A 15,336-nucleotide genomic window follows, 5' to 3' on the forward strand; every position below is an offset into this window, starting at 1 on the left:
AAATAAGCAATCTTTCGAATATATGGAGTGATTTGGTTTTAAAACTATCTCGGCTGCACTCGGCCGTCTTTTCTATCCTGTGCTCTACCAATCGCATAACCTGTTGCTCCACCCACGATACCACCGATCACCGCACCAGCTCCACGATTGTTCTTGTTGATAATGGCTCCTGCTGCGGCACCACCCACGGTACCGATAATTGCACCTTTCGCCGCTTTACTCATGCCTTGTTTTTGAGCGGTTCCTTGAGTGCTTCCCGCACTAGCTCCAGAATTTGATGCAACACTTCCTGAGCTTGATGCTCTACGTGGGGTCCTGTTCACATAGACGGTTTTCGTTCTGGTCACTACTTTTGGAGCGGCTGCAGCTGCGGCCTTATTCACCTCAGCGATACTGTCTGCCTTTTTCTGGGTTTCATAAGCCATTCTTTCTTTTTCAATAGCCAATTTCTGCTGCTCAATTTCCAATTGTCTTTGTTGGAACTCTACCTTTTGCTGTTCTAACGATTTTTCAGCTATGGTGTTGTCTTTCTTACAGGCAGTCATCATTAACATTGACACAAAACCTGCTAACAATATATTTTTCATAATCTTAAATTTTTAAAAGTCAATATATCTATCTCATCGTCGAAAAGGATATGCCAAAAACGAAACCATTCTTGAGTTAAAGAAATGTTAAATATTTAAAAAAATCATAATTTTTGAGGTTAACAAGTTAATATTCAATGATTTTAATAAGGTCGAAAATGGAAAAAATTTTAAAAATTCAGAAGGTGAAGAATCAAATATGAAAAATCTTCGCAGTAAAAACTATTCCCACCGGTGCACCATCGGTTATCATCACCAACAAAAAAAACTCTAACCACTTAAAAATAAGAGAATTAGAGTTTTATGGAGGTACCTAGCGGATTCGAACCGCTGTAGATGGTGTTGCAGACCACTGCCTAACCACTCGGCCAAAGTACCATTTGGGTTTGCAAATATAGACAATTTTTGAACTATGGAAAAACTTTTTTCACCCGCTTTCTTTCATTCCAATGGCATTGATATCGGTATCTAAACTTTTCGCTTTTTCAAAATCCTTCAATTTTACAACCCTTGTATCTGACCAGCTGTCATGCCATCCATTTTTTCCCAAAAATGAAAGTGCATCAAAAGGAACGATTCGCGAAAAACTTCGTTTGAGTAAATCCATTGCGGTGAGCGGACTGTCATCTGCCTTGACCACTTTGGTCCCGGTAATATATTTGCCCACACTTCTGCCGTTGGTTCCCCATTCCGTTAGAAACATCAGCACCGCATAAACAATCATGGTCAAAACCCGGTCAACCAGACCATTGATGTTTTCCATTTGATAGGTCACCTCATCGATCTCTGAACCGGTAATAAAACTGTAAACTACGGCGAGGATTCCAAAAAGCAATATCGTGCCCGAAAAACACAAAGCAAAATCAATAAAATAATTGGCAAGTCGAAGCCCGGAACTTGCGCGATTTCTTTCCACAATTTGTAAAACTTTTGCCATACACTTTTTAATTTTAGCTAAAATAAACAAAAATCACATTCCCTGAACAAAAAGTTTCAACTGCGCTTCAGTATCGATTACGGCGGTGATGACCGATGCACTCAAAATGATTTTCGAGGGTTTCAAGCTGAAGACCTTTCCCTGCATTTTCAAGCCTTTGTAATATTCTTTGTTAAAGGTTTCCTCAATGCTTTTTTTGGAAGAATCCTCCAATTCCGCAGTCGGAATTCCATATTCTTGCTCAATCATTTTCACAATTTTTCCCCGGAAAAGCAATGTGGCGGCTTTATGCAGGATATTCTTGGTCTTCAGATTGAATGTGGTATTATTCAAGACAATTTTCCTTTTCCCTTGGTCATAAACCGGTATTCCGGAAATGAATGAAGTTCCTTCCACAGTGCCCTCCGTTTTGGCTTCCAACATAATTCGCCCGTTTTCGCCATAAACTTTGATTCCCGTAATTTTGATTTTTGATTTCCCTTCTCTAAAGTCAAATTCCTTGTTGAGAAACATATTTTCAGCAATTTTCGTGGCCTCGGTAAATGGAATATTTGCAGTGGTTTGAATTAAGAATTTTTGTGGAAGAGCCTGAACCGAACTGAAATTGGCAACCGATTTAACCAATGGCGAATCTGCGGGCCTTTGTCCGGTAAAAGTTTCGGAATAGGTGTCAATCCCGATATTTGCCTGAATTTGGTCCAGGTAGAAAACCAGCGGCGTGATATTAATGGCAACCGGCGTCACTTTCAACCAGGTGTTAAATTCTTCGGAAACCTTAAAAGGCTGCGCAAACTGATTCCATCCCATAATCGCATACTGTTGAAAATTCAGTTGTGCCGCCATCATTTCATCGATCGTTTTGCAGAAATCCTGTTGTTGTTTTTTCAGATTGCTTTCCACCAAAGATGTGATGGGAACTTTAATTTTTCCAAAATCAAGGACAGGCTTGGTTACCCACTTGAAACCATTCGGAGAAGTTTTGGTGGTGATGGTCCAATTGTTATTAAAGTTGATTTGCACATTAAAATACATCACGGTCTCGAAAGTCGTATTTTGATAATTGTAAACCCCCAAAGTTCCTATTCCCTTTTCTGCCCAAATTTTAAGCGGAACCTCGATCAGCAGATTCTGGTTGGTTCCGCCCACCAAACGAATCGGTCGGGTTTTCCAAACTTTTACCTTAAACTGATCATTATCATTGTCAATATAGGAATCATCCTGATAAACCAGCTGTGGAACGGAATTATTGATGATATTCGAAATCTCTGCAAGCGGAATTTTCACCGGCATGGAAATCGACGACTTTATTTTTGGGAAATTATAACTATCTTGTATTGTTTGTTGGGAAAACGTTCTGCAGAAAATAAGCACAAAAAAGATTACCGGAAAATTTCGCATTTTTACATTTTGTATGAAACGCAAATTTCAACAAAAATTTCATATCAGAATCAAGAAAAATTTTAAACTTCAATGAAACCCTTAGAAATATCTGTACTTGATTTGGCTCCAGTAAAGCAAAACAAATCCATTCATGAAACTTTTAATGACAGTTTGGATTTGGCCAGAAATGTAGAAAAATGGAATTACCGTAGATTTTGGCTCGCCGAACATCACAATATGGCGTCTATTGCCAGTTCCGCAACATCTGTCTTAATAGGCTTTATCGCAAACGGAACCCAAAAAATCCGTGTCGGTTCAGGTGGCGTGATGTTGCCGAATCACAGTTCACTCGTCATTGCCGAACAATTCGGAACGTTGGAAAGCCTTTTCCCCGGAAGAATCGATTTGGGAGTTGGCAGAGCTCCCGGAACCGACGGTTTGACCGCAAAAGCTTTGGGAAGAAATCCAATGACCATCAACGAACAGTTCCCAAAGCAAATCCGCGAACTTCAGCAATATTTTTCGGTGGAAAACCAGAATAGTGCTGTTCGCGCAATTCCCGGCGAAGGTTGCGACATTCCGATATTTGTTTTGGGTTCCAGCACAGACAGTGCATGGCTTGCTGCGGAATTCGGATTGCCGTATGCATTTGCAGGGCATTTTGCGCCAGAAATGATGAGTTTTGCTTTTGAGATTTACCGAGAAAACTACAAACCGAGCGAAAAATTTCCGGAACCGTACCTGATTGCTTGTGTAAACGGAATTGCCGCGGAAACTGACGAAGAGGCAAAAAAATTGACTACCACGCTTTACCAGGCGTTTTTAAATATCATTAGAAACGACCGAAAACCATATTCGCCGCCGGTTGACGACATGGATGCCATTTGGAGCCCCATGGAAAAAGCCGCCGTTCTGCAAAAACTTCGGTACAGCTTTGTGGGAAGTCCAGAAACTTTGCAAGGCCAGATCCATAGTTTCCAGGATCGGTTTCAGGTGGATGAACTCATGATTACCTCGCATATTTACGAACAGGAAGCGAGATTGAAGAGTTACGAAATTTTCCGGCAGGTGGTGGATCTTTTGAATAAGGCTTGAAAGAAAAGACTACCGTCATAGCGAAATCCCAAATTATTTTGCAGGCGAACTCCCGCGTCCCGGCTTGAGCGGAAATCCTTTTTTCTGCGTTGGATTTAGTTGTTGGCGAAAAAAGATTGGGAGCGGAAGACGGAAAAAGACGCCCAAATAAAAATTGCGATTCGCTCCAAATCTCTGTACCTTTGCAAAAATCTAAAAGTAAAATGTCTGAAATAAAACTCAACACGATTCCGGAAGCCATTGAAGATTTGAAAAACGGAAAAGTCATCATCGTGGTAGATGATGAAAATCGCGAAAATGAAGGCGATTTTCTTTGTGCCGCAGAACTGACCACCCCTGAAATCATCAACTTTATGTCAATTCACGGAAGAGGTTTGATTTGCACGCCGCTACCTGAAAAAAGATGTGACGAGCTGGAACTGGAAATCATGGTCACCAGAAGCAGCGACCCAAAGGAAACGGCTTTTACGGTTTCTGTGGATTTGTTGGGAGACGGTGTATCCACTGGGATTTCGGCGAGTGACCGAAGCAAAACGATCCTCGCATTGATGGATGAAAATACCAAGCCAACCGATTTGATGCGACCGGGACATATTTTTCCTTTGCGTGCTAAAAAAGGCGGCGTTTTAAAAAGGGCGGGACACACCGAAGCGGCGATTGATCTGACGAAACTTGCAGGCCTGAAAGAAGGAGGTGTGATTTGCGAAATCCTGAATGAAGACGGAACCATGGCCAGATTACCGCAACTCTATACCTTGGCTCAAAACCTGGGACTGAAGATTATCTCAATCGAGGATCTCATTAAATATCTTTTAAGGAAAGGCGACCTCATCGAAAGAATTGAGGAGAGAAAAGTGAAAACCACCTATGGTGATTTTGATTTTTTTGCCTTTAAGGAAACAAGCACCGATCAAATCCATTTTGCACTGACCAAAGGTACTTGGCTGGAAGACGAGCCGGTTTTGGTTCGGGTACAATCTTCCAACTCCTATTTTGATGTGTTGAGCAGATTGGTTTCGGGCGAAAAACCATTGTTGGCGAAAGTCACCAAAATGATTAACGATGAAGGGAAAGGCGCCCTGATTTTCATCAACAACGTTTCCAATTCCGAAAACACGATGCGCAAACTGCAACAGTTTCTGGATTTCCAAAACGGCCAGGAAGTTCGGCCTACTCTGTCTTCGAACTTCAGGGATTATGGGATTGGAACTCAAATTTTGAAGAATCTGGGCATCAATAAATTTCGGGTAATTACCCAGAATGTGAACCAAAAACCAGTAGTTGGCGGCTACGATGTAGAGGTTACCGAAATGGTGGAACTGGTTTAAGCCGACAAACATTCAAAATAAAAAATCGTCTGAAGAACAATTTCAGACGATTTTTTTATTATTGAGAATTCTCCGTTAAGCTTGGTCTAATGAAGCTCCGAAATATTCTCTGTTCAACCTGGCAATCACTTCCAAAGAAATTCCTTTCGGACATTCCACTTCACAAGCTCCGGTGTTTGAACAGTTTCCAAATCCTTCTTCATCCATCGCGGCAACCATTTTCAGGACTCTTCTTTTTCTTTCCACCTGTCCTTGTGGAAGAAGAGCGTATTGGGAAACTTTTGCTCCCACGAAAAGCATGGCGGAACCGTTTTTACAAGACGCCACACAAGCTCCACAGCCGATACAGGTTGCAGCATCCATGGCTTTGTCGGCTTTTTCTTTCTCTACCAAGATGCTGTTTGCATCGGTGGTATTTCCGGAGGTGTTTACCGAGATAAATCCGCCGGCGGCCATCACTCTGTCGAAAGCGCTCCTATCCACCACCAAATCTTTGATTACTGGGAATGCTGCACTTCTCCAAGGTTCAATGGTGATGGTTTCCCCGTCTTTGAACATCCTCATGTGAAGCTGACAAGTTGTGATTCCGGTATCCGGACCGTGAGGTCTTCCGTTGATGTAGAGTGAACACATTCCGCAGATTCCTTCGCGGCAGTCGTGGTCGAAAGCGATTGGTTCTTTTCCTTGATTGATGAGATTTTCGTTCAAGATATCCAGCATTTCCAGGAATGAAGAATCGGTGGACACGTCTGAAATCTTATAGGTTTCAAACTGTCCTCTTGATTTATTGTTTTTCTGTCTCCAAATTTTCAGAGTCAGGTTAAGTCCTTTTTTTGCACTCATTTTCTTACTGTATTTTGGAGATTATTTATAACTTCTTTGTTTAACTTCAATATTTTCATAAAGTAGGGGCTCCTTGTGCATCACCTCAGCGTTGATGTCATCACCTTGATATTCCCAAGCTGCAGCATACATAAAGTTCACATCATCTCTTTCAGCTTCTCCTTCCGGCGTTGCGTGATCCCACCTGAAATGTCCGCCGCACGATTCTTCTCTCTGCAATGCGTCTTTTGCCATTAACTGTCCTAATTCCAGGAAGTCTGCAACTCTGAACGCTTTCTCCAGCTCCATATTCATTTCGTTGGCATCTCCCGGAACTCGCACGTCTTTCCAAAATTCGTTTCTTACCTCTTCAATCTCCTTTATCGCCTCTCTTAAACCTTCCGGTGTTCTTCCCATACCTACTTTGTTCCACATGATGTGACCAAGTTTTTTATGGAAATAATCTACCGAATGTTTACCGTTGTTAGTCATGAAGAAATTAATCTTATCCTTAATTTCCTTTTCTGCCGCATCGAAATCAGCAGTATCTGTTGGAATTGCTCCTGTTCTAATATCCGCAGATAGGTAATCGGCAATCGTGTAAGGAAGAACGAAATAACCGTCTGCCAAACCTTGCATCAGTGCTGATGCTCCAAGTCTGTTTGCTCCGTGGTCAGAGAAATTCGCTTCACCAATCACAAAACATCCCGGAATTGTAGATTGCAAATTATAGTCAACCCAAATACCACCCATGGTGTAGTGAACGGCCGGATAAATCTTCATTGGCGTCACATAAGGATTGTCTGCGGTAATTTTTTCATACATTACGAAAAGGTTTCCGTATTTTTCTTCAACCCAAGCTTTGCCTAAATCGTAAATCTGCTGCTGAGTAGGATTATGAATATTTTTTTCGATAGCGGCTTCGTTACCTTTTTTGATAATTTCTGTGGAGAAATCCAGGTAAACGCCTTCTTTTGTATCATTATTCTCGATGCCAAAACCTGCATCGCATCTTTCTTTTGCCGCTCTGGATGCCACGTCACGAGGAACAAGGTTTCCGAACGCGGGATATCTTCTTTCAAGATAGTAATCTCTGTCTTCTTCTTTGATGTTTTCAGGTCTCAGTTTACCTGCGCGAATGGCTTCCGCATCTTCAATTTTCTTCGGAACCCAAATTCTTCCGGAGTTTCTAAGAGATTCAGACATCAAAGTCAGTTTAGACTGCTGCGTTCCGTGCACCGGAATACACGTTGGGTGAATTTGAACGTAACAAGGATTTGCGAAGTACGCCCCTTTTTTGTGGATTTTCCAGGCTGCAGAAACGTTGGAGCCCATTGCATTGGTCGAAAGAAAATAAACGTTTCCGTAACCACCGGAAGCAATCACCACAGCATGTGCCGAATGTCTTTCGATTTCGCCGGTAACAAGATTTCTTGCAATAATTCCTCTCGCTTTGCCATCCACGATAACCAGATCCATCATTTCATGACGGTTATACATTTTGATGCGGCCTTTACCAATTTGCCGGCTCATTGCGGAATATGCTCCAAGCAACAACTGTTGTCCGGTTTGTCCTTTGGCATAGAAAGTCCTTTTCACCTGCACACCACCGAAAGAACGGTTGTCCAACTGTCCACCATAATCTCTACCAAACGGAACTCCTTGCGCCACACATTGGTCGATGATGTTTGCAGAAACCTGAGCCAATCGGTAAACGTTTGCTTCTCTGGAACGGTAGTCTCCACCTTTGATCGTGTCATAAAACAATCTATAAATGGAGTCACCATCACCCTGATAATTTTTTGCGGCATTAATCCCACCTTGAGCGGCTATGGAGTGCGCTCTTCTTGGCGAATCCTGATAGCAAAATGCTTTCACATTATATCCTTGCTCAGCCAAAGTAGCCGCTGCAGAACCTCCTGCCAAACCAGTTCCAACAACGATGATATCGATTTTGTCTCTGTTATTTGGGGAGACCAGGTTCATGTGGTTTTTATGATTTTCCCACTTGTCGGCTAATGGACCAGCTGGGATTTTTGAATCTAATTTACTCATTATTTGAAATTTTAGATTTAAGGTTTGAATTTTAGAGTTTGAATTTGACTAAAATTCAAATTATTGAGTTAAAAAATGAAAAAGCGCAATGAAGATGAAACCTGCAGGAATCAAAATCGAATACCAAGTTCCAATCTTCTTGATCAGCGGCGTATATTTCGGATGTCTAGCTCCCACGGATTGAAAAGATGATTGGAAACCGTGTGCCAAATGTAATCCCAGCAAAATGAAAGCGATCACATATAGAACAACTCTCCAAGTTTCGGCAAATTTTGCATGAAGATCTGGCCAAAATCTTGCGATATCGGTTGGATCGCCACCTCCCGGAATGTATTTGTAAGTCATCTCATGGAGCCAGAAATCGTACATGTGAAGTCCCAGGAAAGCCAAAATGACCAATCCCGAATAAATCATGTTTCTGGACATCCAGGTGGTGTTCGCATTCCCATTGTAAACCGCATATTTCACTGGTCTTGCATTTCGGTTCTTGATTTCTAGGACGAATCCCATGACGAAGTGAAAAATCACCGCAAAAACCAAAATCGGCTGCATGATATATTGCACCATCCAGTTGTAGCCCATAAAATAGGATGCCTCATTGAATGGCCCATCTTTGCCACAAACCGAAAGTAGATTCACCGAAAGGTGCATGATTAGGAAAAGAAGCAGGAACATTGCGGACAATGCCATTGCGTATTTTCTACCGATGGTAGAACGTGAAAATCCTGACATAACTGTGTTTAAATTTGAATTCCCACAAAGTTAAAGAATTGTTAAGCTACTAAAAAGTGAGATTCATCAGAATTATTCAGTTTGTAATGTTTCTAAATAAGGGGCCAAATCAAAATCCAAATCACCAGAGGTGAATGACCATGTGCAAATGATGAAACGCTGGAAATGATGTTGTTTTTGCAAATCAAACTGACATTGCACATTTTTGTCACGATGGGTAAATTGAAGACCTTTGATTTCGAATAGACTCACTTTTTGCTTTTTAGGTAATATTTTTTTCCATCTATATTAATGGACTCTACATCTTTTGGAATCAATTTAATCTCAAAATTTTTGGTTCTACGGGAAGTAAGGTAAGGTTCAATCACATAAGTTCCCAGTTTTTCAAGATCCAAATGCTCCGGAATTAGAAATTGAACTTTTTCATTCATTTTAATGGAAACCAGGTTTTCTTTAAAATATTGGTGAACCAAAACTTCATTGATTTGATTGGCCCTAAAATTTAAGACAACCCGTAAAGCGACAAATAAAGCAAAATAATAAACCAGTTTAGAAATGTTTTTAGCATTGAATTTCAAAATGGCAAACCTTAAATAGAAAATGACCAGGTAACAAACTGAAACTTCTAGCAAAGTAATCGGGATCATCTTATAAAAAGCAACGTCCATGTTCGCAAAAAAATGGATCATCTTCAGGATCAAGGTCACACAAATATCATACAAGACATTCAGCCATGAAAAAGTCATGGAGAATGCGATTAAAAGCGTCATCAATAAAGCGAAAATAATCAGAATTTCCGCTACCGGAATCACCACCAAATTGGCGATAATTGATATTAGCGACCACTGGTGAAAATAATAAACCACCAATGGAAGCGTGGAAATCTGTGCCGCCAAACTCACCGAAACCACATTGACCATAAAGTTTTGAATCTTATTTTTGGGTTTCGGCAGGTATTTCAAAATGGGCTGATTCAACCAAAAAATTCCGAAGACCGCCGCAAAACTCAGTTGAAAACCCACATCAAAAAGTTGATTGGTATCCACAATGAGAATTGCAAATGCCGCAATGGACATCGAATGAAGCAAATATGTCTTCCTTTGGAGCAATACATAAATATAGTAGCAAGAAATCATCACGCAGCTTCGAACGACGGAGCTTCCATAATCAATGAAAATGGCAAATGCCCAAATCAAGACTAAAGAAATTATGATTTTGGAATTTCGGAATTTCGGTGGGAAAATCGGATTTAAAACCAATAAAATCAACATAAAAATTATCGCCATGTGCGAACCGGAAATCGCCAAAATATGCATCAAACCAGATTTTTGAAAATCCTGCACGGTCTCTTTGTCCATTTCCGTCCGATCTGCCAAAATAATTCCCTTGGTAAATTCCCGGGTGGGTTTGCTGAGATGGGCCGCATCAATTTTATTTAATGTTTCCAGGCGTTTTTGACGGATTTTTTCGGCAAAAGTGAGATCGTTTCTTGCTCCACTTTGATACGAATTCGGGAGATAGCTTTGAAAATAAATATCTTTTCTAGCAAGATACTTCCCATAATCAAACTGAAAATCACTGTAGGGTTTCGAAATCGGGTTCACATAAACTTCTCCTTTATAATAATGCCGAAAATCCAAATCCTTTTCTGCTCTCGGCATAGAAAGCACGCTTTTAAAAAACTCCTTGTTGCACCAAGCGGAAATTTCGTAACGTTTATTTTTCTCGTTGGAGTTTAGTTTTTGGTTGATTTTGAAATAGATGAACTCCTTTCCATGAAGTTCGGGCAATTTCGATTTCTGCAAACTCAAGGAATGGGCAAAAAGACCTAATGAAAAGAACAAAAGCATTAGGAAAAAATACCGAAACCGATAAACGAAATAATTTTTCACCAGAAAAGAAAACAACAACAAAAAACTGATTCCCAAAAAGAGATGGATCAGCTTTTCATTCAGCAAAAAATAATCCTGCAAGAAAATTCCAAGAATAAAAAAAGTACACAGGATCAATAAGGGTTGCTTTTTCAACGGGCGTTTTCGGGTAAAAATATCAAATTATTTTGATAAAACCCACCGTCAAATCACCCATTTACGATCACTTCTGCAGCATGGTCACTTGCCCCTTTTCCGCCCAGCTTTTCCCGGAGCAGCGCATAATTGTTGAGGATTTCTTCTCGTTTTGTTCCCCCCAATATTTTGGTCAGTTCAGCAACTAAATTTTTAGTGGTCAGGTTTTCCTGTATCAATTCGGTCACAATTTCCCGGTCCATAATCAGGTTGACCAGAGAAATATATTTGATGTTTTTTATCAGGCGCTTCCCTATTTCATAGGAAATTCTGCTTCCCCGATAACACACTACCTCTGGAATATTGAGCAAAGCAGTTTCCAAAGTTGCCGTGCCGGAAGTTACCAGAGCGGCTTTTGAAGACCTCAGCAAATCATAGGTTTTATTGGATACAAAATGGACATTTTCATCCACATATTTTTCATAAAAACTTTTCGGCAAACTTGGCGCACCCGCGATCACGAATTGATAATCGCGGAAAAACGGCCGAACCGAAAGCATCAAATCCAGCATTTTGCCAACTTCCTGTTCGCGCGAACCCGGAAGCAGCGCGATAATTTCCTTCTCATTTAAGCTGTTTTCATTTTTAAATTTAGCAATATCGATCGGCTCCAAATCAGAAATCGCATCCAATAATGGGTGTCCCACAAAATGTGCATCGATCTTATGTTTTTTGTAGAACGCTTTCTCAAATGGAAGGATCACCAACATTTCATCTACGAACTTTTGAATTTTTTCAACCCGGCTTTCTTTCCAGGCCCAAAGTTGGGGAGAAATATAGTAAACTACCTTAATTCCCAAACTTTTGGCGAAGGCTGCAATCCTTAAGTTAAAACCAGGATAATCGACCAGGATTAAGACATCCGGTTGGTAGTTTTCAATATCCGTTTTGCAGAATTTGATGTTTTTCAGAATGGTGTTCAAGTTTTTGGCAACCTCCAAAAATCCCATGAAAGCTAGCTCTTTGTAATGTTTTACCGGAGCGGTTCCGGCTACTTTTTGCATTAAATCTCCACCCCAGAATCTGAATTCAGCGTTGGAATCTTTTTTCAGGATGGACTTCATTAAGTTGGAAGCGTGCAGATCTCCGGATGCTTCTCCTGCGATGATGTAATATTTCATTAAGAATTTTGATGAGTAAAAAAAATCAGCTAAATATCCAGATTTTCTTGGACTTGTTTACCGTCCCAGATTTTTAAAATAATGATTTGACTATCACTAAATTTATAAAAAATAAGATAATCTTTTACGAAAATATAGCGAATTTCCGACTCATCAAATTTTTTACCCGAAAAAGGAAAATCAACCAAGCGTTTTACCGAATTAGAAAATAACAAATTTAGCTTTTTGCTGTAAGTGACCGATTTTGTTCGGTCTCTCCAGTATTTTAGAATTGCTTTACGATTTTTTCCAGCCTCAATATCCCAGATAATTATTCGTTTAACCATTCTTCAAGTTCTTTTTCCAATTGTTCATTTGTGATAAAACGTCCTTCTTCAATTCGCTTTTCAGCATTTTTCATTTCATCGATGATATTTTGAGGAAACTCGATTTCTTCTTTCTCTAGCAAATCCTCAATCTGTTTGATAAGTTTCTCACTTTTCGTAAAATCAATTTGAGCCTTAATTCTTAATTTCCGTTCTTTTGTAATCATCACTTTAGGTTTAATAAATATTTAAAGTAAATTTGCTTTTCAAAGATAACGAAAAAATGTCCCAAGATTTTGAAATAAAGAATAAAGTTGCAGAAAGCGGTTTGGTGAACTTCGACCTTTCCAAACTGGTTCCGAAAGGAAAAAGAACCGGAATCGATTTGAAGGATTTCCTTTATGAAGGTTTGATTTTGAAGGAAAAAGATTTCCGTGAAAAAGTTGCCGCCATCAATCCTGAAGAATACCGCGATTCTTACCTATACATCTACAATTCTGCAGACGCCATCGTTCCGCTTTGGGCCTATTTTCTGCTCACTGCGAAATTGACCGACTCTGCCAAAAAAATCGTCTTCGGAAATCGTGAAGATTTGGAAGTTTTGCTCATGCACAACGCCTTACAGACCTATGATTTTACTGATTTAATGGGCAAAAGAGTCCTCGTAAAAGGATGCAGCGATGAGTCCATTCCCGAAAACGCCTATATCGAACTGGTGGAACAGCTGAAACCGATCGTGAAATCCCTGATGTTTGGCGAAGCTTGTTCTAATGTTCCAATATTTAAAAATTAAGGATGAATTCCAAATATTACCCGTTCTGTATTTTTTTCATTTTTATTTTTATTTACGCTTTGGGGAGTTTCACACGGATTCCTTTTGCGGATTGTGTTGGCTTTGTTTTGAACACAGAAAAAGGAGAGTTGGAAACGGTTTTCAGCTCGACTTCTCACCCACTCTATATCAATACGGCGATATTAATTAGGAAAATCACAGGAGTTGACGCCATTTTGGCCAATCGAATTGTAGTCATATTTTCTGCTGCGCTCACTGTTTTTTTTGTGTATAAAACCGTTTCCTTGCTCACAGATAAAACCTGGATTCCCACAGTATCCGCATTTGTTTTTGGTTTGAGTTTCAGTTTTTGGCGCAATGCTGAAATTGTGGAAGTTTATACGCAGAATGCCGCGTTGATTATGATATTTCTCTATTTCTTGGTATTATCTTATCAATGTGAAAAGAAAAGAAACACAGCGATCATTGCAGCTGCCTTTTTTCTTGGATTATGTTTGTGGCTGCATATCCAAAACATTTTCTTCATTCCTTCATTTTTACTTTTCCTGTACTATTTTAGACAAAATCGAAAAACGGTAATCCTTTCATTTTTGGTTTTTTTGCTGGTTTTTGGTGCTGTTTTTTTGGTTAACTATTTCCAAGGATATCCGCTCAATTCTCCTTTCAATTCTAATGAAGACATTGGGTGGGTGAGAAACTCTCTCAACAAAAGTTTTGGACAATACCTAAAGGACTTTTTGGTGTCATTGATCTATTTGGTTTATAACTTCAATGTTTTTGCAATTTTAGGAATCATAGGGGTATTCGAGCTTTACAAATTCAACAAGAAGATTTTTTATCCACTATTTATCGCGGCTGTCTTGCATTATGGATTTGCGACTTTCTATGCCGTTTCAGATAATTACGTTTTCTTCATTCCGTCTTACCTTATCTTTATTATTGGGGTCGGTATGGGTTTAAGAAAATATCAGGATCTAACCTGGGTCAAAAAATGGTCTCCTTTGGTATTGCTCACTCCTTTGTTTTACCTGTTTTCATTTTTAATGATTTCCAGTTTGCCACAATCAAAAGACTTCAAAGAAAAAAAGGCTTACAAAGGTGGGTTAAAATACTATCTTTTGCCCTGGATGAATAATAATGTGGGAATTGTAGAATTTACGGCAGAAAAAAGAACTGCACCAGAACCAATGAGTTGGATGACCATCAGTGCTGAAGAATACATCAAGCTGAAAATTTCTCAGGGTTATTCTTTGGAAGAAATCAAGAAATTTTAATAGGCGTTCTTGATCTCCCTAAAATTTTTCGGCAAGTTTTTTGATAACTTTAATCATCAGATTTTTATCATAACACAAAACTAACCAACTATGAGTTTAATCGACCTCATCACAGGAAATGCCGGAAATCAAGTTGCAGCAGACGCTGAAAACAAATTCGGAATCAGCAGAAATCAGGTAATTGCACTTTTGGCAGTGGCAGCACCGCTAGTGATTTCTTACCTTAGAAAAAAATCGCAAGAAAGTCCAGCGGAAGCAGATGCATTGAACAATGCATTAGACAAAGACCACAACGGAAGCATTCTAAACGACCCTTCACAAGCAGCTGCAAGACAAGCTGAAGGCGGTTCAATTCTGGACCATATCTTTGGCGGACAAAAAGCAGATGTAGAGAATCAACTTTCACAAAGCACGGGAATCTCCATGGACAAGATGGGACCTATTTTGGGAATGTTAGCTCCGCTGATCATGGGCTATATCGGTCAGCAAAAGCAAGAAAACGGAGTAACTTCCGGTGGCGGATTAGGTGATTTGTTAGGCGGGATTTTAGGAAACGCATCCAATCAGGTGCAGCAACAAAAAGCTCAAGGCAGCGGAAATCCAATCACCGATATTTTGGGAAGCGTTCTCGGTGGTGCTCAGCAATCGCAGGGAGGCGGTTTGGGCGACCTTTTGGGTAGCGTTCTTGGTGGCGGTGATCAACAAGGCGGACTTGGAAGTATTATCGGAAATGTTCTTGGCAGCGGTGGAAACCAACAGCAAGGCGGACTTGGAGGAATCTTAGGAAATATTTTGGGCGGAAAATAATTCGAAAAAAAATTCTGTCCAAAGACTGAATACT

16 protein-coding genes and 1 tRNA gene are annotated in these 15,336 nt (G+C 40.1%); 5 read left to right on the forward strand and 12 right to left on the reverse strand.

Translation table 11 applies throughout. From position 1 onward, the window contains the following. Positions 1-44 precede the first annotated feature (44 nt). The 4 genes from ACM44_RS05230 to ACM44_RS05245 form a co-directional block, all read right to left on the reverse strand. On the reverse strand, positions 45-587 hold the full coding sequence (locus ACM44_RS05230; RefSeq protein ID WP_048499006.1) for a glycine zipper domain-containing protein: 543 nt from the start codon (positions 585-587) through the stop codon (positions 45-47). Positions 588-891: 304 nt separating this feature from the next. Continuing rightward, a tRNA-Cys gene (locus ACM44_RS05235) sits at positions 892-965 on the reverse strand. A gap of 49 nt (positions 966-1,014) precedes the next feature. After that, the gene (locus ACM44_RS05240) at positions 1,015-1,524 is read right to left on the reverse strand and encodes an RDD family protein (protein WP_048499007.1); all 510 of its coding nucleotides are present in this window, start codon (positions 1,522-1,524) and stop codon (positions 1,015-1,017) included. 33 nt (positions 1,525-1,557) lie between these two features. Further along, positions 1,558-2,814 carry a DUF4403 family protein gene (locus tag ACM44_RS05245; protein ID WP_241477144.1) on the reverse strand — a complete coding sequence of 419 codons (1,257 nt, stop codon included), beginning with the start codon at positions 2,812-2,814 and terminating at the stop codon, positions 1,558-1,560. 180 nt (positions 2,815-2,994) lie between these two features. Here ACM44_RS05245 and ACM44_RS05250 point away from each other — a divergent pair, with 180 nt between their 5' ends. Next, the gene (locus ACM44_RS05250) at positions 2,995-3,999 is read left to right on the forward strand and encodes an LLM class flavin-dependent oxidoreductase (protein WP_048499009.1); all 1,005 of its coding nucleotides are present in this window, start codon (positions 2,995-2,997) and stop codon (positions 3,997-3,999) included. A 203-nt stretch (positions 4,000-4,202) separates the two neighbouring features. Further along, on the forward strand, positions 4,203-5,327 hold the full coding sequence (ribB, locus tag ACM44_RS05255) for a 3,4-dihydroxy-2-butanone-4-phosphate synthase (protein ID WP_048499176.1): 1,125 nt from the start codon (positions 4,203-4,205) through the stop codon (positions 5,325-5,327). A gap of 75 nt (positions 5,328-5,402) precedes the next feature. On the opposite strand, the gene ACM44_RS05260 is transcribed toward ribB, so the two are convergent. From ACM44_RS05260 to ACM44_RS05290, 8 genes are all read right to left on the reverse strand, one after another. Further along, positions 5,403-6,170, reverse strand: coding sequence for a succinate dehydrogenase/fumarate reductase iron-sulfur subunit (locus tag ACM44_RS05260; protein ID WP_048499010.1), 768 nt, complete (start codon positions 6,168-6,170; stop codon positions 5,403-5,405). Between the two features lie 21 nt (positions 6,171-6,191). Further along, complete coding sequence (locus ACM44_RS05265) at positions 6,192-8,204, reverse strand: fumarate reductase/succinate dehydrogenase flavoprotein subunit (protein ID WP_048499011.1); 2,013 nt, start codon at positions 8,202-8,204, stop codon at positions 6,192-6,194. A 60-nt stretch (positions 8,205-8,264) separates the two neighbouring features. After that, on the reverse strand, positions 8,265-8,936 hold the full coding sequence (locus ACM44_RS05270; RefSeq protein WP_048499012.1) for a succinate dehydrogenase cytochrome b subunit: 672 nt from the start codon (positions 8,934-8,936) through the stop codon (positions 8,265-8,267). A 72-nt stretch (positions 8,937-9,008) separates the two neighbouring features. Beyond that, the gene (locus tag ACM44_RS15155; protein WP_152669303.1) at positions 9,009-9,188 is read right to left on the reverse strand and encodes a hypothetical protein; all 180 of its coding nucleotides are present in this window, start codon (positions 9,186-9,188) and stop codon (positions 9,009-9,011) included. Continuing rightward, entirely contained in the window at positions 9,185-10,963 is a 1,779-nt protein-coding gene (locus ACM44_RS05275) for a ComEC/Rec2 family competence protein (protein WP_048499013.1), read from the reverse strand. The genes ACM44_RS15155 and ACM44_RS05275 overlap by 4 nt, the downstream gene beginning before the upstream one ends. 53 nt (positions 10,964-11,016) lie before the next feature. Continuing rightward, positions 11,017-12,123 carry a lipid-A-disaccharide synthase gene (gene lpxB, locus ACM44_RS05280; protein WP_048499014.1) on the reverse strand — a complete coding sequence of 369 codons (1,107 nt, stop codon included), beginning with the start codon at positions 12,121-12,123 and terminating at the stop codon, positions 11,017-11,019. Between the two features lie 29 nt (positions 12,124-12,152). After that, positions 12,153-12,449, reverse strand: a complete 297-nt coding sequence (locus ACM44_RS05285) for a type II toxin-antitoxin system RelE/ParE family toxin (RefSeq protein ID WP_048499015.1) — start codon at positions 12,447-12,449, stop codon at positions 12,153-12,155. Then, positions 12,434-12,655: a hypothetical protein gene (locus tag ACM44_RS05290; RefSeq protein ID WP_048499016.1), complete on the reverse strand. Its 222-nt coding sequence runs from the start codon at positions 12,653-12,655 to the stop codon at positions 12,434-12,436. The genes ACM44_RS05285 and ACM44_RS05290 overlap by 16 nt, the downstream gene beginning before the upstream one ends. 56 nt (positions 12,656-12,711) lie before the next feature. Between ACM44_RS05290 and ACM44_RS05295 the strand changes: the two genes are divergently transcribed. The 3 genes from ACM44_RS05295 (at position 12,712) to ACM44_RS05305 (ending at position 15,302) form a co-directional block, all read left to right on the forward strand. Next, positions 12,712-13,221 (forward strand): DUF2480 family protein, encoded by a 510-nt coding sequence (locus tag ACM44_RS05295; protein WP_048499017.1) that lies wholly within the window; start codon positions 12,712-12,714, stop codon positions 13,219-13,221. Between the two features lie 2 nt (positions 13,222-13,223). Further along, positions 13,224-14,495, forward strand: a complete 1,272-nt coding sequence (locus ACM44_RS05300; protein ID WP_048499018.1) for a protein O-mannosyl-transferase family — start codon at positions 13,224-13,226, stop codon at positions 14,493-14,495. 90 nt (positions 14,496-14,585) lie between these two features. Next, a complete protein-coding gene (locus ACM44_RS05305; protein ID WP_048499019.1) occupies positions 14,586-15,302 on the forward strand; it encodes a DUF937 domain-containing protein in 717 nt (238 codons plus the stop codon). Positions 15,303-15,336: the final 34 nt, after the last annotated feature.

It is taken from the genome of Chryseobacterium koreense CCUG 49689 (assembly GCF_001045435.1).
GTDB lineage: Bacteria > Bacteroidota > Bacteroidia > Flavobacteriales > Weeksellaceae > Kaistella > Kaistella koreensis.

Bases quoted from the DNA above. Each gene is read 5' to 3' on its own strand.
- ACM44_RS05230 (WP_048499006.1), bottom strand. From the start codon at position 587: ATGAAAAATATATTGTTAGCAGGTTTTGTGTCAATGTTAATGATGACT.
- ACM44_RS05240 (WP_048499007.1), bottom strand. From the start codon at position 1,524: ATGGCAAAAGTTTTACAAATTGTGGAAAGAAATCGCGCAAGTTCCGGG.
- ACM44_RS05245 (WP_241477144.1), bottom strand. From the start codon at position 2,814: ATGCCGGTGAAAATTCCGCTTGCAGAGATTTCGAATATCATCAATAAT.
- ACM44_RS05250 (WP_048499009.1), top strand. From the start codon at position 2,995: ATGAAACCCTTAGAAATATCTGTACTTGATTTGGCTCCAGTAAAGCAA.
- ribB (WP_048499176.1), top strand. From the start codon at position 4,203: ATGTCTGAAATAAAACTCAACACGATTCCGGAAGCCATTGAAGATTTG.
- ACM44_RS05260 (WP_048499010.1), bottom strand. From the start codon at position 6,170: ATGAGTGCAAAAAAAGGACTTAACCTGACTCTGAAAATTTGGAGACAG.
- ACM44_RS05265 (WP_048499011.1), bottom strand. From the start codon at position 8,204: ATGAGTAAATTAGATTCAAAAATCCCAGCTGGTCCATTAGCCGACAAG.
- ACM44_RS05270 (WP_048499012.1), bottom strand. From the start codon at position 8,936: ATGTCAGGATTTTCACGTTCTACCATCGGTAGAAAATACGCAATGGCA.
- lpxB (WP_048499014.1), bottom strand. From the start codon at position 12,123: ATGAAATATTACATCATCGCAGGAGAAGCATCCGGAGATCTGCACGCT.
- ACM44_RS05285 (WP_048499015.1), bottom strand. From the start codon at position 12,449: ATGGTTAAACGAATAATTATCTGGGATATTGAGGCTGGAAAAAATCGT.
- ACM44_RS05290 (WP_048499016.1), bottom strand. From the start codon at position 12,655: ATGATTACAAAAGAACGGAAATTAAGAATTAAGGCTCAAATTGATTTT.
- ACM44_RS05295 (WP_048499017.1), top strand. From the start codon at position 12,712: ATGTCCCAAGATTTTGAAATAAAGAATAAAGTTGCAGAAAGCGGTTTG.
- ACM44_RS05300 (WP_048499018.1), top strand. From the start codon at position 13,224: ATGAATTCCAAATATTACCCGTTCTGTATTTTTTTCATTTTTATTTTT.
- ACM44_RS05305 (WP_048499019.1), top strand. From the start codon at position 14,586: ATGAGTTTAATCGACCTCATCACAGGAAATGCCGGAAATCAAGTTGCA.